This is a genomic window from Mycobacterium sp. 1482292.6, from assembly GCF_001672995.1.
GTDB lineage: Bacteria > Actinomycetota > Actinomycetes > Mycobacteriales > Mycobacteriaceae > Mycobacterium > Mycobacterium europaeum_A.
On record NZ_LZKV01000099.1, the window covers coordinates 134,771 to 153,916 of the forward strand.

General features: G+C 66.2%; 21 protein-coding genes and 2 pseudogenes. 12 read left to right on the top strand and 11 right to left on the bottom strand.

Annotated elements, in window-relative coordinates; genetic code table 11:
• Positions 1 to 3 precede the first annotated feature (3 nt).
• Genes A5624_RS10695 through A5624_RS10705 form a run of 3 tightly spaced genes read right to left on the bottom strand, consistent with a single transcriptional unit; the run spans position 4 to position 2,136 of the window.
• Positions 4 to 327 carry a hypothetical protein gene (locus tag A5624_RS10695; RefSeq protein ID WP_066865785.1) on the bottom strand — a complete coding sequence of 108 codons (324 nt, stop codon included), beginning with the start codon at positions 325 to 327 and terminating at the stop codon, positions 4 to 6.
• Positions 311 to 1,588: an aromatic ring-hydroxylating dioxygenase subunit alpha gene (locus A5624_RS10700; protein ID WP_066865788.1), complete on the bottom strand. Its 1,278-nt coding sequence runs from the start codon at positions 1,586 to 1,588 to the stop codon at positions 311 to 313. The genes A5624_RS10695 and A5624_RS10700 overlap by 17 nt, the downstream gene beginning before the upstream one ends.
• Positions 1,589 to 1,602: 14 nt before the next feature.
• Positions 1,603 to 2,136: a carboxymuconolactone decarboxylase family protein gene (locus A5624_RS10705; protein ID WP_066865790.1), complete on the bottom strand. Its 534-nt coding sequence runs from the start codon at positions 2,134 to 2,136 to the stop codon at positions 1,603 to 1,605.
• A gap of 399 nt (positions 2,137 to 2,535) precedes the next feature.
• On the opposite strand from A5624_RS10705, the gene A5624_RS10710 reads away from it, so the two are divergent.
• From A5624_RS10710 to A5624_RS10750, 9 genes are all read left to right on the top strand, one after another.
• On the top strand, positions 2,536 to 3,834 hold the full coding sequence (locus A5624_RS10710; protein WP_066865793.1) for an amidohydrolase family protein: 1,299 nt from the start codon (positions 2,536 to 2,538) through the stop codon (positions 3,832 to 3,834).
• A 104-nt stretch (positions 3,835 to 3,938) separates the two neighbouring features.
• On the top strand, positions 3,939 to 5,105 hold the full coding sequence (locus A5624_RS10715; protein ID WP_066865795.1) for an acyl-CoA dehydrogenase family protein: 1,167 nt from the start codon (positions 3,939 to 3,941) through the stop codon (positions 5,103 to 5,105).
• Positions 5,102 to 5,935, top strand: coding sequence for an enoyl-CoA hydratase/isomerase family protein (locus A5624_RS10720; RefSeq protein ID WP_066865798.1), 834 nt, complete (start codon positions 5,102 to 5,104; stop codon positions 5,933 to 5,935). Before A5624_RS10715 ends, A5624_RS10720 begins: the two co-directional genes overlap by 4 nt.
• A gap of 4 nt (positions 5,936 to 5,939) precedes the next feature.
• Positions 5,940 to 7,094 (top strand): thiolase family protein, encoded by a 1,155-nt coding sequence (locus tag A5624_RS10725; protein WP_066865801.1) that lies wholly within the window; start codon positions 5,940 to 5,942, stop codon positions 7,092 to 7,094.
• Positions 7,095 to 7,217: 123 nt separating this feature from the next.
• Positions 7,218 to 7,832 carry a TetR/AcrR family transcriptional regulator gene (locus tag A5624_RS10730; RefSeq protein ID WP_066865804.1) on the top strand — a complete coding sequence of 205 codons (615 nt, stop codon included), beginning with the start codon at positions 7,218 to 7,220 and terminating at the stop codon, positions 7,830 to 7,832.
• Positions 7,829 to 8,344 (top strand): hypothetical protein, encoded by a 516-nt coding sequence (locus A5624_RS10735; protein WP_066865807.1) that lies wholly within the window; start codon positions 7,829 to 7,831, stop codon positions 8,342 to 8,344. The genes A5624_RS10730 and A5624_RS10735 overlap by 4 nt, the downstream gene beginning before the upstream one ends.
• A gap of 163 nt (positions 8,345 to 8,507) precedes the next feature.
• Positions 8,508 to 9,782: a cytochrome P450 gene (locus A5624_RS10740; RefSeq protein WP_066865809.1), complete on the top strand. Its 1,275-nt coding sequence runs from the start codon at positions 8,508 to 8,510 to the stop codon at positions 9,780 to 9,782.
• Entirely contained in the window at positions 9,779 to 9,967 is a 189-nt protein-coding gene (locus A5624_RS10745; protein WP_066865812.1) for a ferredoxin, read from the top strand. The genes A5624_RS10740 and A5624_RS10745 overlap by 4 nt, the downstream gene beginning before the upstream one ends.
• A gap of 30 nt (positions 9,968 to 9,997) precedes the next feature.
• On the top strand, positions 9,998 to 10,282 hold the full coding sequence (locus tag A5624_RS10750) for a DUF1330 domain-containing protein (RefSeq protein ID WP_066865814.1): 285 nt from the start codon (positions 9,998 to 10,000) through the stop codon (positions 10,280 to 10,282).
• Here A5624_RS10750 and A5624_RS10755 read toward each other — a convergent pair whose 3' ends face one another.
• From A5624_RS10755 to A5624_RS10785, 7 genes are all read right to left on the bottom strand, one after another.
• Positions 10,283 to 10,483: a ferredoxin gene (locus tag A5624_RS10755; RefSeq protein ID WP_007777398.1), complete on the bottom strand. Its 201-nt coding sequence runs from the start codon at positions 10,481 to 10,483 to the stop codon at positions 10,283 to 10,285. It abuts the gene before it with no gap.
• A gap of 10 nt (positions 10,484 to 10,493) precedes the next feature.
• A complete protein-coding gene (locus tag A5624_RS10760) occupies positions 10,494 to 11,699 on the bottom strand; it encodes a cytochrome P450 (protein ID WP_066865816.1) in 1,206 nt (401 codons plus the stop codon).
• A gap of 112 nt (positions 11,700 to 11,811) precedes the next feature.
• Positions 11,812 to 12,612 carry an NAD(P)-dependent oxidoreductase gene (locus A5624_RS10765; protein ID WP_082990535.1) on the bottom strand — a complete coding sequence of 267 codons (801 nt, stop codon included), beginning with the start codon at positions 12,610 to 12,612 and terminating at the stop codon, positions 11,812 to 11,814.
• On the bottom strand, positions 12,609 to 13,424 hold the full coding sequence (locus tag A5624_RS10770) for an NAD(P)-dependent oxidoreductase (protein ID WP_066865823.1): 816 nt from the start codon (positions 13,422 to 13,424) through the stop codon (positions 12,609 to 12,611). The genes A5624_RS10765 and A5624_RS10770 overlap by 4 nt, the downstream gene beginning before the upstream one ends.
• Complete coding sequence (locus tag A5624_RS10775; RefSeq protein ID WP_066865824.1) at positions 13,424 to 14,317, bottom strand: alpha/beta hydrolase; 894 nt, start codon at positions 14,315 to 14,317, stop codon at positions 13,424 to 13,426. The genes A5624_RS10770 and A5624_RS10775 overlap by 1 nt, the downstream gene beginning before the upstream one ends.
• Before the next feature lie 7 nt (positions 14,318 to 14,324).
• Positions 14,325 to 16,004 (bottom strand): OB-fold domain-containing protein, encoded by a 1,680-nt coding sequence (locus A5624_RS10780; RefSeq protein ID WP_066865883.1) that lies wholly within the window; start codon positions 16,002 to 16,004, stop codon positions 14,325 to 14,327.
• Between the two features lie 122 nt (positions 16,005 to 16,126).
• Positions 16,127 to 16,444 carry a hypothetical protein gene (locus A5624_RS10785; protein WP_066865826.1) on the bottom strand — a complete coding sequence of 106 codons (318 nt, stop codon included), beginning with the start codon at positions 16,442 to 16,444 and terminating at the stop codon, positions 16,127 to 16,129.
• A gap of 161 nt (positions 16,445 to 16,605) precedes the next feature.
• Here A5624_RS10785 and A5624_RS10790 point away from each other — a divergent pair, with 161 nt between their 5' ends.
• From A5624_RS10790 to A5624_RS10800, 3 genes and pseudogenes are all read left to right on the top strand, one after another.
• On the top strand, positions 16,606 to 17,529 hold the full coding sequence (locus A5624_RS10790; protein WP_066865829.1) for an NAD(P)-dependent oxidoreductase: 924 nt from the start codon (positions 16,606 to 16,608) through the stop codon (positions 17,527 to 17,529).
• An 11-nt stretch (positions 17,530 to 17,540) separates the two neighbouring features.
• A complete protein-coding gene (locus A5624_RS10795) occupies positions 17,541 to 18,284 on the top strand; it encodes a hypothetical protein (protein ID WP_066865832.1) in 744 nt (247 codons plus the stop codon).
• 12 nt (positions 18,285 to 18,296) lie between these two features.
• A pseudogene (locus A5624_RS10800) lies at positions 18,297 to 18,782 on the top strand (LLM class flavin-dependent oxidoreductase); the annotation flags it as partial.
• Positions 18,783 to 18,788: 6 nt separating this feature from the next.
• Here the strand turns inward: A5624_RS10800 and A5624_RS27360 are convergent.
• Positions 18,789 to 19,061: pseudogene (locus tag A5624_RS27360) on the bottom strand (LLM class flavin-dependent oxidoreductase); the annotation flags it as partial.
• Between the last annotated feature and the right edge of the window lie 85 nt (positions 19,062 to 19,146).

Below are 19,146 nucleotides of genomic sequence, written 5' to 3' on the forward strand. Positions count from 1 at the left end.
CTGCTAGATCACCGGTTCCCGGATCACTTCAACCCACGCCGCGCCGCTGTCCGGCACGCGCGGCTGCTTCCACGCCTCGATGGGGAAGGACACCATGACGAGCGACTGCATCATGTGCATCAACGTCTTTGCGTCCTCCGGCAGGTCGTCCAAGGGAAACTTGTCGCAGTAGGCGATGACGTCGTTCAGCATCGGGAAAGCGACGTCGTAGAACTCCTGCATCTGGGCCATCGTCGAGGCCAACCGCTTGGCGTAGCGCTCGGGCTCGGTGGCCAGGTCCCACTCCAAAAAGGGCTCGAGGGCGGCGAATTCAGACGGTAGCGCCATTGCGCTGGTACTCCTTGACGTAGTTGGCGGTCGTGTGGTGCAGGTGTCGGATCAAGACTTCCTGGTCGCAGAGCAGGAACTCCTTGACGGCCCGGGTGCCGATCATGGTCTGGGTCGCTTCCAGGGTGTTGGCGTCCTGCAGCGCGTACTCCTTGAACGTCACGGCGGCCAACTCCTGGGCCAGGCGTTCCCGCGCATTGCGCGGCGGCACGAAATACAGCGACGACTCGAAGATGTGCTTGTCCACCGCGGTCGGCCAGTAGTGGTAGGTCAAATACCAGCCCGGCTCCCAGATCAGCAGCATGAAGTTCGGGTAGAACAGCCACGAGTCGATGCCCCACTGCGGCACCCGCTTCACGTTGACGCCCGGTGGCAGCTCCATGTTCTGGATGATCTCCGGCTTGTCCCACGGACCGAACAACCCGCTGCGCAACACCTGGTCCATCGGCTTGACCATCGACATGTCCGGGGGAGGTGCCTGACCGCCCCAGGTCGACTGCAGGTTGTGCGGGCCGGCCAGCTCGTAGTGCAACGCCTCGTAGCCGAACTTCTGGATCTTGGCGGCTTCTTCCTTGGTGTACTGACCCTGGTGCAGGATCGGCGCGTGGTAGAACTCGACGAACGCGTCGATGAACAGCTTCCAGTTGCTGCCGACCTCCGCCCGGTAGGAGTAGGTCTCGGTCATCTCGCCGAACGGGTAGCCCTCGATGCTCTTGGCCAGCGGTCCGAGGTAGTCGGTGAGCGGCGCCGCGTTGTCGTCGAAGTTGATGAAGATGAAGCCTTCCCACACCTCGCAGCGAACCGGCGCCAGGCCGAAGTTGCTCTTGTCGAGGTCGAAGAACTCTTCTTCCTGTTGAACGAAGGTCAGATCGCCGTCGAGGCTGTAGCGCCAGGCGTGGTACTTGCAGGTGAACTGCCGGCAGGTGCCGGAGGTCTCCTCGTTGGGAAAGTCGTTCCACACCAACTTGTTTCCGCGGTGGCGGCAGACATTGTGGTACGCCTTGACGGACCCGTCCTTGGTCTTGGTGATGATCACCGACGTGCCCTTGCCGGCGGAGGGTAGTTCCCTGGTGAAGTAGCTGCCGGTGCGGGGCAGGCGCTCGACGCGACCGACGTTGAGCCAGGTCTTCCTGAACACGGCGTCACGTTCGGCCTCGAAGAACGCGGGGTCGATCGAGTCGGTGTAGTCGACCGGCGCGGTCCCCAACTCGGGGTAGTTTTCTGTCCAGCTGCCGGCGGCTGGCTTCGGGAAGTGCGGCAACGTTCTTACTCCTCTTATTCGACGTTGTTAGCGGCTGTGGTGGCGTGTTCGGGTTGGATGCCAAAACTGTTGAAGGCCATGGCCAGCAGGGCGTAGCAGCCGACTGTGAAGACGAAGTCCATCCGTTGCTGGTCGTCGAGGCGCTCGCCCAGTGCCGCCCAGGTCTGGTCCGACAGCTCCGACTTCTCATCGAGCTCGTCGACGCCAGTGATCACGACCTGGTCGAACGCGTCGGCGGCCTCGCCGCGCTTCAAGGCCGCGATCTGGTCGTCGGTGATTCCTTCTTCTTTGGCCATTCGCTCGTGGTGTGACCACTCGTAGGCGCACCGCCGGCGATGGGCCACCCGCAGGATGGCCAGTTCGCGGATGCGGGCCGGCAGTGTGGACGACACCAGGAGGTGGACGTTGAACCGCAGAAACGCCTTGGCTAGCGCCGGATGATGGGCAAGCGTGGACAGCGCGTTGTTGCTGTCCGCCTCACGCATCGCCGAGAGGGCCTGCCGGGTCGCCTCGTCCCACTGGTCGGCGGGCAGCGGCTGCAAGCGCATTGGCAGTGTCCTCTCGGTGAAAGAGAATCATATTCTCATTTGCAACTAACAGACTGGCACGAAACGCGCGTCCGGTCAATGCCGGCGTGCCGCTCGAGGACAGGTCCACCCATCGCCCTGGCGCACGTCGCGACCGGGCGGCCGCCCGCGTCGACAGGGCGGCCACCGGCCCCCGTTCCGCCACGCCAACCCGGTCCTACCTCACGGCATGGCTGCGCCGTGGAAGGGCGCTGGGCCTGCACGTTCGGCTGCTGGTCAGAAGGTTGCGGCGGCGCCGAGCAACCGCTGGATGTTGATTCTCGCCTGGCGAGAAGATAGTTTTCAGTTTAGTGATCTTGGCACGGGCAGCGATTCGCCGAGGCTCTAATCGATCCGGTGGATCCGATGAAAGGGACGGCCATGAACAAAGAAGACATGATTCTGATCAGCGTCGACGACCACACCGTCGAGCCGCCGGACATGTTCAAGAACCACCTGCCGAAGAAGTATCAGGACGATGCGCCCCGGCTCGTGCACAACGCCGACGGATCGGACATGTGGAAGTTCCGCGACACCGTCATCCCCAACGTCGCGCTCAACGCGGTGGCCGGGAGGCCCAAGGAGGAGTACGGCATCGAGCCGACGGGGCTCGACGAGATCCGGCCCGGTTGTTACAACGTCGACGAGCGCGTCAAGGACATGAACGCCGGCGGCATCCTGGCGTCGATCTGCTTCCCGTCCTTCCCCGGTTTCGCCGGAAGGCTGTTCGCCACCGACGACAACGACTTCTCGATCGCACTGGTGCAGGCCTACAACGACTGGCACATCGAAGAGTGGTGCGGTGCCTACCCGGCGCGATTCATCCCGATGGCGATCCCGGTGATCTGGGATGCCGAGGCGTGCGCGGCCGAAGTGCGGCGGGTCGCCAAAAAGGGCGTGCACGCCTTGACCTTCACCGAGAACCCGGCCGCGATGGGCTACCCCAGCTTCCACGACGACTACTGGGCCCCGCTGTGGAAGGCGCTGTGCGACACCGGCACCGTGATGAACGTGCACATCGGTTCCTCGGGACGGTTGGCCATCACCGCGCCCGACGCCCCCATGGACGTGATGATCACGCTGCAGCCGATGAACATCGTGCAGGCCGCCGCCGATCTGTTGTGGTCCAAGCCTATAAAGGAATACCCCGACCTCAAGATCGCGCTGTCGGAGGGCGGCACCGGCTGGATCCCCTACTTCCTCGAGCGCGCGGACCGCACCTTCGAGATGCACTCCGCCTGGACGCACCAGGACTTCAAGGGCAAGCTGCCCAGCGAGGTGTTCCGCGACCACTTCCTGACCTGCTTCATCAGCGACAAGGTCGGCGTGGCGCTGCGCAACATGATCGGCATCGACAACATCTGCTGGGAAGCCGACTACCCGCACAGCGACTCGATGTGGCCGGGTGCGCCCGAAGAGCTGTGGGATGTGTTGTCCCTCAACAACGTTCCCGATGACGAGATCAACCGGATGACCCACGAGAACGCCATGCGCTGGTACTCGTTCGACCCATTCACGCACATTTCGCGCGAACAGGCGACCGTCGGTGCACTGCGCAAGGCCGCCGAGGGGCACGATGTGTCCATCAAGGCCAAGGGTCACGACAAGGACGGTCGGGGCGGCTCGTCGTTCGCGGACTTCGCGGCCAACGCGAAAGCCCTTACCGGCAACAAGGACTGAGCACAGTACTGTCGCCGAGCAGACGCAAAAGCACCTAAATCGTCGGCGTGTCGGGTGCTTTTGTGTCTGTTCGCGCTGAGAAGAGGAGACCACCAGTGGGTGGAATGAACTTTGAGCTGACCGAAGATCAGGAACTGATCCGTCGGTCGGTGGCGGAGCTGGCACGGAAATTCGACGACCAATACTGGATGGAGAAGGACCAGGCGCACGAATTTCCGACCGAGTTCTATAAGGCCATCGCCGAGGGCGGCTGGCTGGGCATGACGATCCCGACCGAGTACGGCGGGCATGGCCTGGGGATCACCGAAGCGACGATCCTGCTCGAGGAGGTCGCCAAGTCCGGCGGCGCCATGAACGCGGCCAGTTCGATTCACCTGTCCATCTTCGGCATGCAGCCGGTCGTGGTGCACGGCTCCGACGAGCTCAAGGCCCGCACGTTGCCCGCCGTCGCGACCGGCGAGGTGCACGTCTGCTTCGGTGTCACCGAACCCGGTGCCGGGCTTGACACTTCGCGAATCACCACGTTCGCCAAGCGGGACGGCGATCGCTACATCGTCAACGGTCGCAAGGTCTGGATCTCCAAAGCGATGGAGTCCGACAAGATCCTGCTGCTCACCCGGACGCAGAGCTACGACGAGGTCACCAAGAAGACCGACGGGATGACCCTGTTCCTCACCGATCTCGATCGCAGCCGCGTCGACATCCGCCCCATCCGCAAGATGGGCCGCAACGCCGTCAGCTCCAATGAACTGTTCATCGACAATCTCGAGGTGCCGGTCGAGGACCGAGTGGGCGAGGAAGGCAAGGGCTTTCAGTACATCCTCGACGGTCTCAACCCGGAGCGGATGCTGATCGCGGCCGAGGCGCTCGGCATCGGCCGGGTGGCGCTGGAGAAGGCGGTGAAATACGGCAACGAGCGCGAGGTGTTCGGCCGACCCATCGGCATGAACCAGGGATTGCAGTTCCCACTCGCCGATTCACTGGCCCGGCTCGACGCCGCCGAGCTCATGCTGCGTAAGGCCACCTGGCTCTACGACAATGGCAAACCCTGTGGGCGCGAGGCCAATACGGCAAAGTATCTGTGCGCCGACGCCGGCTTCACCGCCGCCGACCGGGCGCTGCAAACCCACGGCGGCATGGGTTACGCCGAGGAATACCACATCACCCGTTACTTCCGGGAGGCCCGGTTGATGAAGATCGCGCCGGTCAGCCAGGAGATGATTCTGAACTTCCTGGGAGCCAACGTCCTGAAGTTGCCGAGGAGCTATTGACCACGACCGATGACCCCGTGTTGCTGTCGGAGGACCGCGGCGGGGTGCGCACCCTCACGCTCAACCGCCCGCGTCGCAAGAATGCGATCAACCCGGAACTATGGGTCGCCCTGCGGGACGCGCTGGAAGCCGCCGGCCACGATCCCGGCGTGCGCGCACTGGTGATCACCGGCTCCGGCGGCAGTTTCTGTTCCGGCGCGGACATCTCGGCTCCCGAGGACATCCATCCGAAGTACAAGTTGCAGCGGTTGACCGACGTGGCGCTGGCGCTGCACGAGCTGTCGATTCCGACGATCGCCAAGGTGACCGGGGTGGCCGTCGGCGCCGGCTGGAACCTCGCGCTGGGCTGTGATCTGGTGGTGGCCACACCGGAATCGACGTTCTGCCAGATCTTTTCGAAGCGTGGCCTGTCGATCGACCTCGGCGGCTCCTGGCTGTTGCCCAAAATCGTTGGGCTGCAACAGGCCAAGCGGCTCGCGTTGCTGGCGGACACGATCGATGCCGAGGAAGCATGCGCCCTCAACCTGGTGACCTGGGTGGTGTCGGCCGCGGAGATCGACGCGTTCGTCGACGATCTCGCCAACCGGCTGGCGGCCGGCCCGCCGATCGCGCTGGCCCACACCAAGGCGCTACTGAATGAGGGCGCCGACCGCACCCTGCGGGACGCGCTGGCCAGCGAGGCCCGCGCCCAGGGCGTCAACTTCGCGACCGCGGACACGGCGGCGGCCTACGCCGCTTTCGCGCAACGGCGGGAGCCATCGTTTACTGGTCGGTGGGCCCTAGCAAAATCTGGCGGGGAACCACATTCGGGCGACAAGCAATCGGAGTAGGGATATGCGTGAAACAGTCATCGTCGAGGCGGTGCGGACGCCGGTGGGGAAGCGCAACGGCGCCCTGTCCGGCATGCATGCCGCCGACCTGTCCGCGGTCGTCCTGACCGAACTCATCGAGCGCACCGGCATCGGTCCCGAGATCATCGACGACGTGGTCTGGGGTTGCGTGTCCCAGGTGGGCGATCAGTCCAGCAACATCGGCCGCTACGCGGTTCTGGCCGCCGGCTGGCCCGAGACCATCCCCGGCACCACCGTCAACCGAGCCTGTGGGTCCAGCCAGCAGGCGCTGGACTTCGCCGTGCAGGCGGTGATGTCCGGGCAGCAGGATGTCGTCGTGGCCGGCGGGGTCGAGGTCATGAGCCGCGTACCGCTCGGTTCGGCCCGCGCAACCGGTATGCCCTACGGCCCGAAAGTACTTGCCCGCTATGACGATTTCTCCTTCAACCAGGGCCTGTCGGCGGAACTGATCGCCAAGAAATGGGGATTCTCCCGCACCCGCCTCGACGAATTCTCCGTCGAGTCCCACGAGCGCGCGGCCGCGGCCCAGGACAGCGGCGCGTTCACCGAGCAGCTGGTGCCGGTGTTCGTCGAGGGAGCCGACAACAACGTCGTCACCGCCGACGAGGGCGTGCGGCGCGGCAGCACCGTGGAGAAGCTCGGCGCGCTCAAGCCCGCCTTCGCCGAGGACGGGGTGATTCACGCCGGCAATTCGTCGCAGATCTCCGACGGCGCCGCCGCGCTGCTGGTGACCACCGCGGAGCTGGCCGTCGAGCTCGGTTTGACGCCGATGGTGCGCTACCTGGCGGGCGCTGTGACCGGCGCCGATCCGGTGCTGATGCTCACCGGCCCCATCCCCGCGACCGAGAAGGTGCTGGGCAAGGCCGGCGTTGCGCTGGCCGACGTGGGTGTCTTCGAGGTCAACGAGGCCTTCGCGCCGGTTCCGCTGGCATGGCTGGCGGAAACCGGGGCGGACCCGGCCCGGATGAACCCGCTGGGCGGGGCGATCGCGCTGGGGCACCCGCTGGGCGCGTCGGGGGCGGTGTTGATGGCGCGCATGGCCCACCACATGCGCGACAACGGGATTCGCTACGGGCTGCAGACCATGTGCGAAGGCGGCGGCACCGCCAACGCCACGCTGGTCGAGCTGGTGAGCTGACAGCCCCCGAGGCGGGACCCGGCGCGCTGAAAAACCACACCACGTGACCCTTGTCACAGCGGCCAAACTAACCTACTGTGTGTTCACTAGGTTGGTTTTGCTACGTCGGTAGAGAGGACCCTGGTGCCCGTCGCGCGGCGATACGACACGCTTCTCGCTAAGGGGGAGGACCGCAAGCAGCGGATCCTCGACGTCGCCCAACGCCTGCTCACCCGCAACGGCTGGCGCAGCACCACGCTCGCCCAGATCGCCGGTGAGGCCGGGGTGACACCGGCAGGCCTGCTGCATCACTTCGAATCGAAGGAGCAGCTGCTGCACGCGGTGCTCGATGCCCGCGACCTCGACGACGACACCCACGCCGACCGGACCGGGGATCTGTTCGACCAGATCGCCGCGGTCGCGGACCGGTTCCACCGGGCCCCCGAATTGGTGGGGACGTTCACGGTGCTGCTCGTCGAGAACATCCTGCCCGAGGCTCCGCTGCACGACCGCATGCTGGCCAGGCACCGGGCCGCCACCGACATCGTCGCCGAGCTCATCCGTCGCGGTCAGGCCGATGGCCGGTATCGCGAAGACATAGACCCCGCCGTCAAGGCAGTAGAAATCCTCGCCTTCGTCCACGGAATGGAAACCACATGGTTACTCGATCCCTCGATACCGCTGCCCGAGGTGTTCAAGCAGTACGCCGAGACACTGGCGCGGGACTTCGCGCCCCCGAAGAAGCTCGAGACGACATGAGGTACCGGCTCGACGTCGTCGCCACCACCGCGGTCGATGTGGTGCGGTTCGCCGGTGGCTGGATCTTTGACCGGTCGATGGCGGGTTGGGACGTCACTGTGCTCTTGATGGATCTGGCCGACCACCCCGATGACCGGCCGCTGCAAATCATCGGTGCCCAGGTGCTCGACCTCGAAGAGGCGCTGGCGTCGGTGCATTCGCGGCCCCGCCCCCAGGCCCTGGCGGCCGCGGCGGATCTATTCGGCTGCGACGCGCGGGTTCGCCAAGGCGTGCTGCGGGCCCTCGATCAGGGCGCCATGGAGGTCACGCTGTGGGGGGAGGACTGGCCGTCGGAACTCGATGACAGCGTCGGACTGGTGCAACACCAGCTGAGCATGGCGGCGCAGACGTTCAAGGCCCAGGCCCTCGCGGCGGCGGCCGTACCGCACGCCCCCGTCGGCCACGTCGAGACGTTCCGCAGCGGGCTGCTGGCGTGGCCCTCGGTGGCCGCCGACCTGGTTCCCGCCAGCTAGTCGGGCGCGATCAGACCGGCGCGCCACGGTCGGGCGGCCGGCGAATCGCGCGTCTCGAGACGCCCGGCGGGGACCCGTCGTTGACGACCACCACCCCGTGTGAAAATGTAATACTCATCCGCGAGAGGCACATTCTCACTAGCCGAGATTCAAGGAGCAGGAGATGGCGAACGAATTCTCCGAGTTGGACTTCTTTCGCGGCAGCGAGCTCATCGAGAACCCGTACCCCTACTACGAGGCGCTGCGTCAGCGTTGCCCCGTCACCCGGGAAAGCCACCACGACGTCACGATGATCACCGGGTGGGACGAGGCGTGTGCGGTCCTCAACGACGCCGAGACGTGGTCTTCCTGCATCTCGGTGACGGGTCCGTTCCCCGGCTTCCCGGTCCCGATCGAAGGCGACGACATCACCGAGCTGATCGAGCAGCACCGTGACGAACTGCCCTTCAGCGACCAGCTGCCGACGCTCGACCCGCCGACCCACACCAACCACCGCTCGTTGCTGATGCGGCTGATCACCCCGAAGCGCCTCAAAGAGAACGAGGACGCCATGTGGGCGCTCGCCGACCAGGCGCTCGACGACTTCCTGGCCCCCGGCCACGGCGAATGGATCAAGGGCTTCGCGGGCCCGTTCACCCTGCTGGTGATCGCCGACCTGCTGGGCGTGCCGATGGAGGACCGCGACAAGTTCATCAAGGGCATCCGCGAGCACTCGGGTGGCGGCGTCGGGGGCACCGGCAAGGAATCGTTGGCCCACAGCCCGCTGGAATTCCTCTACGGCCTGTTCTCCGATTACGTCCGCGACCGCCGGAGCGAGCCGCGTGACGACGTGCTGACCGGCCTGGCCACCGCCACCTTTCCCGACGGTTCGATCCCGGACGTCGAGGACGTGGCTCGTGTCGCCAGCAACGTGTTCTCGGCGGGACAGGAGACCACCGTGCGGCTGCTCGGCGCGGCCCTGCAGACGCTGGGCGAGCGCCCCGATATCCAGGCGCAGCTGCGCAAGGATCGCAGCCTGATCCCGAATTTCATCGAAGAATCGCTGCGCCACGAGAGCCCGGTCAAGGGCGACTTCCGGATGAACCGGCGGCCGGTCAATGTCGGTGGCGTCGACCTGCCGGCCGGCACTACGGTGATGATCGTGCAGGCCGCGGCCAACCGTGATCCGTGCCGGTTCGAAGAACCCGCCACCTTCGATCCGACGCGCAAGAACGCGCGCCAGCACATCTCGTTCGGGCGTGGTATCCACAGCTGCCCCGGCGCCCCGCTGGCGCGGGCCGAAACCCGGGTGGCGATCGAACGGCTGCTCGACCGCACGACGGATATCAGGATCAACGAGGACGTCCACGGGCCCGCGGATAACCGTCGCTACCAATACGTTCCGACCTACATTCTGCGTGGCCTGACCGAATTGCACCTGGAGTTCACACTGGCATGAAGGTTTGGGTAGACGACCAGCGGTGTCGCGGTCACGGCATGTGTCTCACGCTGTGCCCCGACGTGTTCAGCCTGACCGACGACGGTTACGCCGTAGCGACAGATTCCGATGTCCCGGCGGAATTGGAGTCCGCCGCTCAGGAGGCGATCCAATGCTGTCCCGAGCAGGCGATCAGCGAGAAATAACCATAATTACGGGCGAGTAAGGAGATTCGAGTGGCCAAAGGGTATGTCATCCTCACCGAGGCCATCAAAGACCCGGAAGGCATGAAGGCATACGCTCAAGCCGCCGGATCCGCGATGAGCGGTGCCACCATCCTCGCGGTGGACACCGCGCCCAAAGTCATCGAGGGCGACTGGCACGGCGACCAGACCGTGGTGCTCGAATTCGAGTCGGTGGATGCGGCTCGGGCGTGGTACGAATCCGAGGGCTACCAGAAGGCGGCGAAACTGCGCCAGCAGGCTGCCGACTGCAACGCCGTCATCCTCTCCGGAATCTGATTACTCTCCGACGATCGAGATCGCCTGCCGAGGACACTGACGGACGGCCTCGCGCACGTCCGCCTCGTTCTCCGGGGTGACTTCCTCTTGGTGGACGGTCAACATGTCGTCGTCGCCGAGTTCGAAGATGTCTGGGTTGATGCCCATGCAGACACCGTTGCTCTCGCAGAGTCCCCAATCGACTTCGATCTTCTTCGTCATCGTGGCCCCCTTAACGAAGCACCTTGACGGGCACGTTCTTCCAGCCCGCCACGTTTTGCATGGTCACCCGTTTGCATCCCGCCAAGTCGATCTCGTAGCGCGGCATGAAGTCGAGCAACCGCTCCAGCGCGATCCGGCTTTCCAGGCGGGCCAGCGCGGCGCCCAAGCAGCTGTGGATCCCGTACCCGAGTCCGAGATGCTGCGCCTCGGTGTGATCGCGTTCGATATCGAACGTGTCGGCGTCGGTGAAGGCCTCCGGGTCGCGGTTGGCCGCGGCGCCGCAGAGGAATACGGGTTTGCCCGGCGGGATCACGCCACCGCTGACGTGGGCCTCCTTGAGGGTGTAGCGGACGTTGTATTGCACCGGCCCCTCGTAGCGCAGTAACTCCTCGACCGCCCCGGGGATCTTGTCCCGGTCCTCCTGCAGCTTCTGCCACTGGTCGGGGTGATTGGCGAAGATGACCGCGGCGTTGCCCATCAGCTTGGTGACGGTCTCCGCGCCCGCGCCGCCCAGAAGGGTTGCGAACCCGCAGATCTCGATGTCGTCGAGCTTGCGCAGCTGGCCGTCTTCACCCGGAATTTCGGCGGCGATCAGCCGGCTGATCATGTCGTCCTGCGGATCCTGGCGCCGCTCTTGGACCAGGCTGAAGTAATACATCGCCGTGTCGATGTTGGCCTGCATGCCCGCTTCGCTGACCTCGATCTGTCCCGGTTCACGGTGCAGGCTGGTGTCGATCCAGTGGCGGACCTGCTGGCGGTATTCCTCAGGGACCCCGGCCATCCGGGTGATGACCTCGACCGGGAACGGTCCGGAGAAGTCCTGCACGACGTCGAAGTTATCCGGATCGACCACTCCCAGGTATTTGTCGATCACCTCGATGATCGTCTCCCGCTGCGACTGGATCGCCCGCGGTGTGAACGCCTTGTTGAGCAGGCTGCGCATGTGGCGGTGCTCCGGTGGATCCATGAAGATGATCGACTTCTGCTCGGGCGGCAACCCCTTGCGCACCATCCCCAGGTCGCAGCCGCGCGCTGACGAGTACGTCTCGAAGTCCTTGAACGCGGCCGCGACGTCTTCATGGCGGGTCAGGGCGTAGAAGTCCTCTTGCTCGTCGTAATACAGTGGCGTTTCCTCGCGCATCCGTCGATAGATGTCGAACGGATTGTTGAAGTAGTCCTCGGAGTACGGATCGAAGACGACCTTCGGTTTTGTCACTGCATCCTCCTCAGCGGCGAGGTCGGGCTGAAACCTTTACAGCGGAGTCACTGACTGTAACGCTAACGGTAATACCTTCGTGACGAACCGGAAAGACCAAAACGCTGGCATTTCATGCCCTCTTCGCGACGCCGATGGCCGCGATGACGTCATCCAGCGCGCCCAGACCGCTGCCCAGCGCCTCGGCGCTAGCCCGGGCGGCGGCCACATCCTTCGCCACGAACTCACCGGTCATTTCGATGAACGACGCGATGGAACCGCCGGCCGCGATGAGGTTCAGCGCGTGGCTAGCCGCGCTGCCGTGTCCCAGGGCGGTCAGCAACGTCGACTCCGGCACGCCGAGCCCTTCTCCCAGCCGGACCGACTCGGCCAGCAGCCCGAGCTGCGCAGCGAACAGCGCGTTGTTGACGAGTTTCACCTTCTGGCCGGCGCCGGCCGGCCCGACGTGCAGGACCGGGTCGCCGTAGCAACAAAGCAGCGGTCGCGCTCGGTCAACCGCTTGGTCGGCACCGCCGACGAACAGCGTGAGCCGGCCGGCGGCGATGTCGTGTGGGCCCCCGCTGACCGCGGCGTCGACGACGTCAACGCCGTTGGCGCGCTCGGCAATGGCCGCGATGGTCTTCGGGTTGACGGTGGTGTGCACCACCAGCACCGCGCCGGGCCGCATTGCGGATAGCAATTCGCCGGCCAGGCAGACCTCTCGAACCTGATCGTCGTTGAACACACAGAGCACCACGACGTCGGCTCGGGCACCGGCTTCGGCCGCCTCGCCGACGGTCCGCGCGCCCAGTTGCTCGAGGTCCCGGCGTCTTTCGGCCGTTCGGCCCATGGCCTGGACGTCGTGACCGGCTGCCACCAGACGACCGACCATCGGGCGTCCCATCCGTCCCGCGCCGACGAATCCGACTCTCACCGTGGATGGTCCATCAGGGCCAGCGCCGCGTCGGCCGCATCGAGCACCGCGCCGCCGTCGGCCCCGGCCTGCTCGGCGAGATCGACGACCAGCCGAACATCCTTCTGCAGCAGGCCACCCGCGACCCCAGCCAGCCGATCAAGTCCGCCGATGCCGCCGAGAGCGTTGAGCGCAAAGCTGTTGCCAGAGCTGCGGGAGACCACTTCGGTGAGGCGGTCCGGTTCGACGCCAAGCGCGCTGGCCAGTGACAGCGCGCTGGCCGCCGTGGCCAGGTTGGCGGTGAACAACAGGTTGTTGAGGAGCTTCGTGGTCTGTCCGGAACCCAGCTCGCCGAGGTGAACGACGGGATCGGCATAGGTCTGGAAGACGGGGCGGCAACGCTCGACGACGTCGGTGTCGCCGCCCACCATCACCAGCAGCCGGCCCTCGGCCGCCGCGCCGCCCCCGCCGCTCACCGGCGCGTCGATGACGGAAACACTTTGGGCGGCAGCCTTGGTCGCGAGGTCTCGGCAGGTGTCCGGATGCACCGTGCTGTGCACGGCGATCACGCTGCCGGGCTTCATCGCCGACAGCAATCCGTTTGTCCCGCAGGCCAGTTCGTCGATGTCGGCGTCTGCGACCACGCAGAGGCAGACCAGGTCACTGGCCGCGGCGAGTTCGGCGGGTGACCCGGCGATGCCGGCCGAGGTGTCGGCGAATGCCTCGAGGGCCTCCGGCCTGCGCGCCCACAACGTGGTGGGGTAGCCGCCCTCGACGATCCGGCGCGCCATGGGACCGCCCTGGCTGCCCAACCCGATGAATCCGACGCGCATCAGCCGGCCTCCAGATCGGATTCCGTCTTCGCTGAACGCTCGGCCACGCAATCCCGCACGAATTCAAGGACTTTCGAGTGGTAGATGGGGGCGGCGTGACTGAGGCTGATGTTGTGCCCGGCGTCCGGTTGTCGATGCACGACGAATCGCGGCGCCCCGGTGAACAGGGCGCCGACCTCGGTCACCGCCGCATCGTCGGTCTGCCAGACCTTTTCGTGCTCGGCGATGCTGAAGTGCACCGGGACGCGCACGGCGGGCGCGAGCTCCGGGAAAGTCTGTCGCGCCCAGTCCGACACCATCTGGTCCTCGTAGGCCGGGGCGGACGGCGACACCGTGGCGCCGTTGAGGACCTCGGGTGGGTAAGACTGCTCTGGGCTCCACAGCAGTTCGCGCATGCCCGACGGGCGGCGTTCGCGGGTGGCCGTTTTCAGTATTTCCTTAGCGGCGGGGTGGTAGTGCCGGCCGGTGCCGGCCAGCTCGATACCGAGGAGGTCGGCACCTCGCGCGTCGGCGGCCAACCGCAGCGTCAGCTCGCAGCCGCCCGAGTGGCCCCACACGAATATGCCTGCGCCCCGCGGTCGTTCGCCGAGAATGCGGTCGACGGCACCGTAAGCCAGGTTGACGCGCTGCTCGCCGGAGGCCATCGCTTCGGGATAGGGCGCCGAGCTGCCATAGCCGGGCCGATCAAGGGCCACCACGGTGAACCCGGCGGCCGCGCCGGTCCGCAACAGCGAATACGAGGGGTGGCCCGGGCAGTCGAAATACATCGCGGTGGTGCCACCGCCGTGGATGGCCACGATCACGGCCTGCGGGTCTTCGACTTCGGTGACCAGCGCCGACATCGGCACCCCGTCGACGATTACCAGCCTTGGCCGCGGCGCCGCGGGGTTCATGCTCGTCTCATTCCGGCGCCCGCAGCAGGAGCACGCCGCTGGGAGTCAGGCCGCCGCTGCTGACCACACCGACGCGGGCACCGGCGACCTGGCGGTCACCGGCCTCGCCGCGCAGCTGAGTGATGGCTTCGTGCAGCAGACCCATGCCGTGGGTGCGGCCGTGCGAGAGTTGGCCGCCGTGCGTATTGAGCGGCAACTGCCCGTCGCGCGCGATGTTCTTGCCGCCGTCCAGAAAGTCTTTGGCCTCACCGATTCCGCAGAAGCCCAGCGCCTCGATCCAGGACAGACAGTTGAAGGAAAACCCGTCGTACAGCTCTGCCACGTCGACGTCGGCGGGTCGCAGCGAGGTACGCGTCCATACGTGCGCCGCCTGGCCCAGCACCTGCGGCTCGTGGGTGAGGGTGCTTTGGTCCCAGTCGAGTCGCTCGACGATCTGCGTTCCCACCGCTTCCACCAGTACCGGCGGCTTGGCCAGGTCGCGGGCTGCGTCGACGGCCGAGACGATGACGGCGATGGCGCCGTCGCACGGCACGTCGCAGTCGTATAGGCCGAACGGCGTGGTGATGGGCCGCGCTCCCAGGTAGTCGTCCATCGTCATGGGCGACCGGTAGATGGCGGTCGGGTTGAGTTCGGCATTGGCGCGCTGGTTCAACGCGATCCAGCCCAGCGTTTCCTTGGTGGTGCCGTACCGGTGAAAGTGCCGCTGCGCGTTCATCGCCAGTGTGTGTGCCGCCGACGTGGCACCGAATGGCATCTGCCAGCCCGACATTCGGCCCGCTGAACCATGGGCCGGGGTGATCTTGCCCTGCTTCATCAGCTCGCCGTTGGTGGCTTCCCACAGGGTGCGAAAGCACAGCACGTGGCGCGCCAGCCCGCAGGCGACCGCGAGCATCGCGGCGATCACCGAGCCGCCCGGCCCGAACGTCTCCATGGCGCCGTTGTGCCACGTCGGCCGAATGCCGAGCGCGCCCTCGAGGGCGGTGGTGCCGCCCTCCCCGAAGCCGCCGACATTGATCGCGCCGGGGTAGGTGGACAGGCCGTCGATGTCGGCGTAGGTCAGGCCGGCGTCGGCGATGGCCGCCTCGCATGCCTGCACGGTCAACGCCAGCGGCGGCTGCATCAGCCGGCGGCCGATCGGGGACGCGCCGATCCCGGTGAGCGCGACCTTGTCTTCGAACTTGTCCACCGTCAGCATCGGGCGGACGTGCTCGCCGAAACGTTCCGGCGCGATCTCGTCGACCGGCAGCTCACCGGGTTCGTCGGCATCGGCCCCTCCCGCGCGCAAGGGCCGAAACAACGGAAACCACACGTCCTCGACCTGCTCGAAGACAACCTCGACCTGCTGTCCGAGTTCCAGCCGATCGACATCGCTTTCGACGATGTTGGTGGTCAACCGGACCCGCGGGTCCTCCGCGATAGCCACCTGCGCGATCACGTAGGGCGCCGCCAGCCCGGGCAGGCTGAACCGCTCGTTGATCGTGAATCCGGCGAGCGTCGCCCGGCCCGAGACCGCCCGCACACCGATGTCGCGGGACCGGCAGTACCGGCAGACCGGCGCGGGTGGATGGATCAGCGATTCACAGCTCTGGCATTCCTGCAGGCGCAGCTTCCCGTCGGCACCCGACGTCCAGAAGAATTCGTTGTCCTGCGTGATCAGGGGCAGCGGCCGTCCGGGTGCTGCTGACACGTCACCTCCGGGGGTCCGCACGGCCGGCCTGGTAGGGCCATTATGCAAATCGGAGAATTACGTTATCACTCTGCGCGCACGCGATCCAGACGCGTTGCGGGTCAGGTGAGGTGGGCCCCCGGTCAGTACGGCACCCAGACGCCGTCGAAATAGGCGCCCCATTGGTGGAAGCCGACGCTCCACATCGGTTCGTTCGGCGACCACGCCGGCCGTGGCGGCGGGGGCGGCACGTCCGATGCGAATTCCGGCGAATACGCCGGCGGCACGGCGTACCACGGCGGCGGAGCCGGTCGCGGTTTGCATTCGAACGTCGACACGTTGAACGACAGGTTGCGATCGCACTGCGCCGAGCTGATCGCCGGCGTCGCGATCGCCGCAACGACCATCGTCATGAAGGCGACCGCGACAACGGCGGTCAGGCGACCAAATAACCACCTCATGGTGGGCCTCCCGGTGGGGCCAATTCGAGCCTGGCCCGGTCCAGCTTATTCCGTTGCTACCGCCACGACCAGGTGACTTTCGGGGCGTCTCGTGGCGTTTCCCGTCGACCGGGAGTTATGCTCGCCACGCGGTATCAAGTACTTAACATTCGGAGGACGGGTTGCTCGACGCAGAGAAGATTCTCATCACCGGGGCGACGGGCAAGATCGCGTTTCCGATCGCGCGTGCCCTGGCCGCAGCGGGCAACGAGGTGTGGGGTGCCGCGCGCCTGAAAGATCCCGCGGCCCGGCAAAAACTGGTGGACGCCGGGATCAGACCGGTCGCGCTGGACGTCGGCGCCAGCGACTTCTCCGGTCTCCCAGACGATTTCACCTACGTCTTCCACGCCGCCGTGGACCCGGGCGCCGACGATTGGAGCCAGTGCGTCGAAACGAACGCGCAGGCGTCCGGCGAACTGCTCTACCATTGCCGCGCCGCAAAGGGTTTCGTCTTCTGCTCCACCGGCTCGATCTACGCCTATCAGGGCCGGCGACCGCTCACCGAAACCGATCCGCCGGGGGCACCACTGCGGGCGAACTACAGCTTCTCCAAGGTGGCCGCCGAGGCGGTGTGCACCTGGATCGCCAGGCGCTTTCACATCCCGCTGACCATCATCCGGATCTGTTCGACGTACGGCCCCCAGGGCGGCGCGCCCGCCGACCGTCTCGATGCGATGTTGGCGGGCAAGCCCATTCGGTTGCATCCCGACAAGCCGAACAACTACAACCCCATCTATGAAGACGACTATGTGGAGCTGGGCGTCCGCGCGATGGAAGTCGCTGCGACACCGCCCGTCGTGGTGAACTGGGCCGGCAGCGAAACCGTCAGCGTGGAGGAGTACTGCGCCTTCATGGGTGAGCTGGTCGGTGTCGAGCCGATCTTCGAGTACACGCCCCAGGCGCACACCCCGCTGTGGCCGGACGTCACCCACATGCACGACGTGCTCGGCCGCACGAAGGTGCCCTGGCGCGAGGGATTTCGGCGCATGATCGCGGCCCGCCACCCAGAAATCCAGCTCTACCAACCAGATTCGACGAGAGCCTGAGGTTCAACGCCATGCATCTTCCCGGCACGCCATCGGACGAGGTGCCCGAGATCCTTGCCGCTGGTGGTGGCGAGATCACCACCCTGTTCGTCTCGATGGCGATCCGCCACCCCGACGGGAAAGACGCCGAGTATCTGCGCTGGCACAGCCTGGATCACCGCCCGGAGCAACACCGCCTGCGCGCGGTGCGCGCCTCGTTGCGGTTGGTGTCCACGCCGGCCTGCCGCTCGGCTCGCGCGGTGAGCGGCGGGCCGTTGGACGCGGTCGACCACGTGATGACGTACTTCTTCACCGACACGGCCGGATTGCACGATTTCAACGAACTGTCCACGGCGCTGGGGAACGCCGGCCGTAAACTCCCGCTGCTGCCGCCGGTGGAGCGCGGCGTGTACGACGTGCAACGCAAAGCCGCAGCGCCGCGCGTCCGAATCGGGTCAGACGTGTTGCCCTGGCTACCGGTGCGCGGCGCGTTCGTGTTGGTCGAGCGGGGACCGTCGTCCCCGGACCCGCTGGCCGACGTCGACGGCGTCGCCGGTGTCTGGTCCGCGGTATCGCGCCGGGTCGACGCCAGCTTGGCCAGCGCACCGGAGAACCAGACGATCACGTATTGCTTCCTCGACGACGATCCGGTTGCCACCGCGGAGCGGTTGCGGCCGGTGCTCGAGGCCCGCTGGGCCGAATCGGGCATCGAAGCATTGTTTGCCGCACCATTTTTCGCAATTGTTCCATACGAGTGGGATCGCTATGTGCCGTAGGAAAGGGGCCGCATGCGCATCGGCTTGATGGTCGGCTCCGACAAGGAGCGTTCACGCGCCGATCGACTTGCCGGCCTGATCGACGACGGGGTCGCCGCCGAAAGCGACGGTTTCACCGCGTTTTGGATGCCCCAAGTCCCCGGCTACCTCGACGCGTTGACCGCCGTGGCGCTGATCGGGCAGGCCACCGAGGCCATCGAGATCGGAACGGCGGTCGTGCCGATTCAGACTCGCCATCCGATGATCATGGCGCAACAAGCCCTGACCACCCAGGTCGCGTGCGGCGGACGGTTCACGCTCGGCATCGGACCCTCGCATCATTGGATCGTCAACTCACAGCTGGGCTTGTCCTATGACCGCCCGGCGCGCCTGATGGGCGACTATCTCGACGTGCTGCTCGCTTCCTTCGCCGGTCCGGGCACCGTGGATGTCGACAACGAAAACTATTGCGTCCATTCGCCGGTCGATGTCACCGACGTCTTCGGCGTCGCCGTGCTGCAACAGTCGCACATAGTTCGGCGAGAAGTCGGCGTGTCCGAGCACCTCGCTGGCGTAGCCGCGAGCCTCGTCCGCCTCGCCATTGGAGCAGAGCGCGACGGGAACACCGGCGACGATCCGGGGCGCGGGCCGCCCGGCCCGGGCGGCCGCCGCGGTGAGGCGTGGAACGACGTGGTCGGCGATGGCGCGCTCGTCGGCCATCCACAGCACGGTGCCCCCGGCCCGCTCGCCGGCGAGTTGCAGCATCGTCGGCCCGAGCGCCGACAGCAGCACCGGCATCTCGAAGGCGTCGGTGACATCGACCGGCGAATGGACGCAATAGTTTTCGTTGTCGACATCCACGGTGCCCGGACCGGCGAAGGAA

Bases quoted from the DNA above. Each gene is read 5' to 3' on its own strand.
- A5624_RS10705 (WP_066865790.1), bottom strand. From the start codon at position 2,136: ATGCGCTTGCAGCCGCTGCCCGCCGACCAGTGGGACGAGGCGACCCGG.
- A5624_RS10740 (WP_066865809.1), top strand. From the start codon at position 8,508: ATGGCGAACGAATTCTCCGAGTTGGACTTCTTTCGCGGCAGCGAGCTC.
- A5624_RS10715 (WP_066865795.1), top strand. From the start codon at position 3,939: ATGAACTTTGAGCTGACCGAAGATCAGGAACTGATCCGTCGGTCGGTG.
- A5624_RS10710 (WP_066865793.1), top strand. From the start codon at position 2,536: ATGAACAAAGAAGACATGATTCTGATCAGCGTCGACGACCACACCGTC.
- A5624_RS10745 (WP_066865812.1), top strand. From the start codon at position 9,779: ATGAAGGTTTGGGTAGACGACCAGCGGTGTCGCGGTCACGGCATGTGT.
- A5624_RS10695 (WP_066865785.1), bottom strand. From the start codon at position 327: ATGGCGCTACCGTCTGAATTCGCCGCCCTCGAGCCCTTTTTGGAGTGG.
- A5624_RS10755 (WP_007777398.1), bottom strand. From the start codon at position 10,483: ATGACGAAGAAGATCGAAGTCGATTGGGGACTCTGCGAGAGCAACGGT.
- A5624_RS10795 (WP_066865832.1), top strand. From the start codon at position 17,541: ATGCATCTTCCCGGCACGCCATCGGACGAGGTGCCCGAGATCCTTGCC.
- A5624_RS10770 (WP_066865823.1), bottom strand. From the start codon at position 13,424: ATGCGCGTCGGATTCATCGGGTTGGGCAGCCAGGGCGGTCCCATGGCG.
- A5624_RS10725 (WP_066865801.1), top strand. From the start codon at position 5,940: ATGCGTGAAACAGTCATCGTCGAGGCGGTGCGGACGCCGGTGGGGAAG.
- A5624_RS10785 (WP_066865826.1), bottom strand. From the start codon at position 16,444: ATGAGGTGGTTATTTGGTCGCCTGACCGCCGTTGTCGCGGTCGCCTTC.
- A5624_RS10775 (WP_066865824.1), bottom strand. From the start codon at position 14,317: ATGAACCCCGCGGCGCCGCGGCCAAGGCTGGTAATCGTCGACGGGGTG.
- A5624_RS10735 (WP_066865807.1), top strand. From the start codon at position 7,829: ATGAGGTACCGGCTCGACGTCGTCGCCACCACCGCGGTCGATGTGGTG.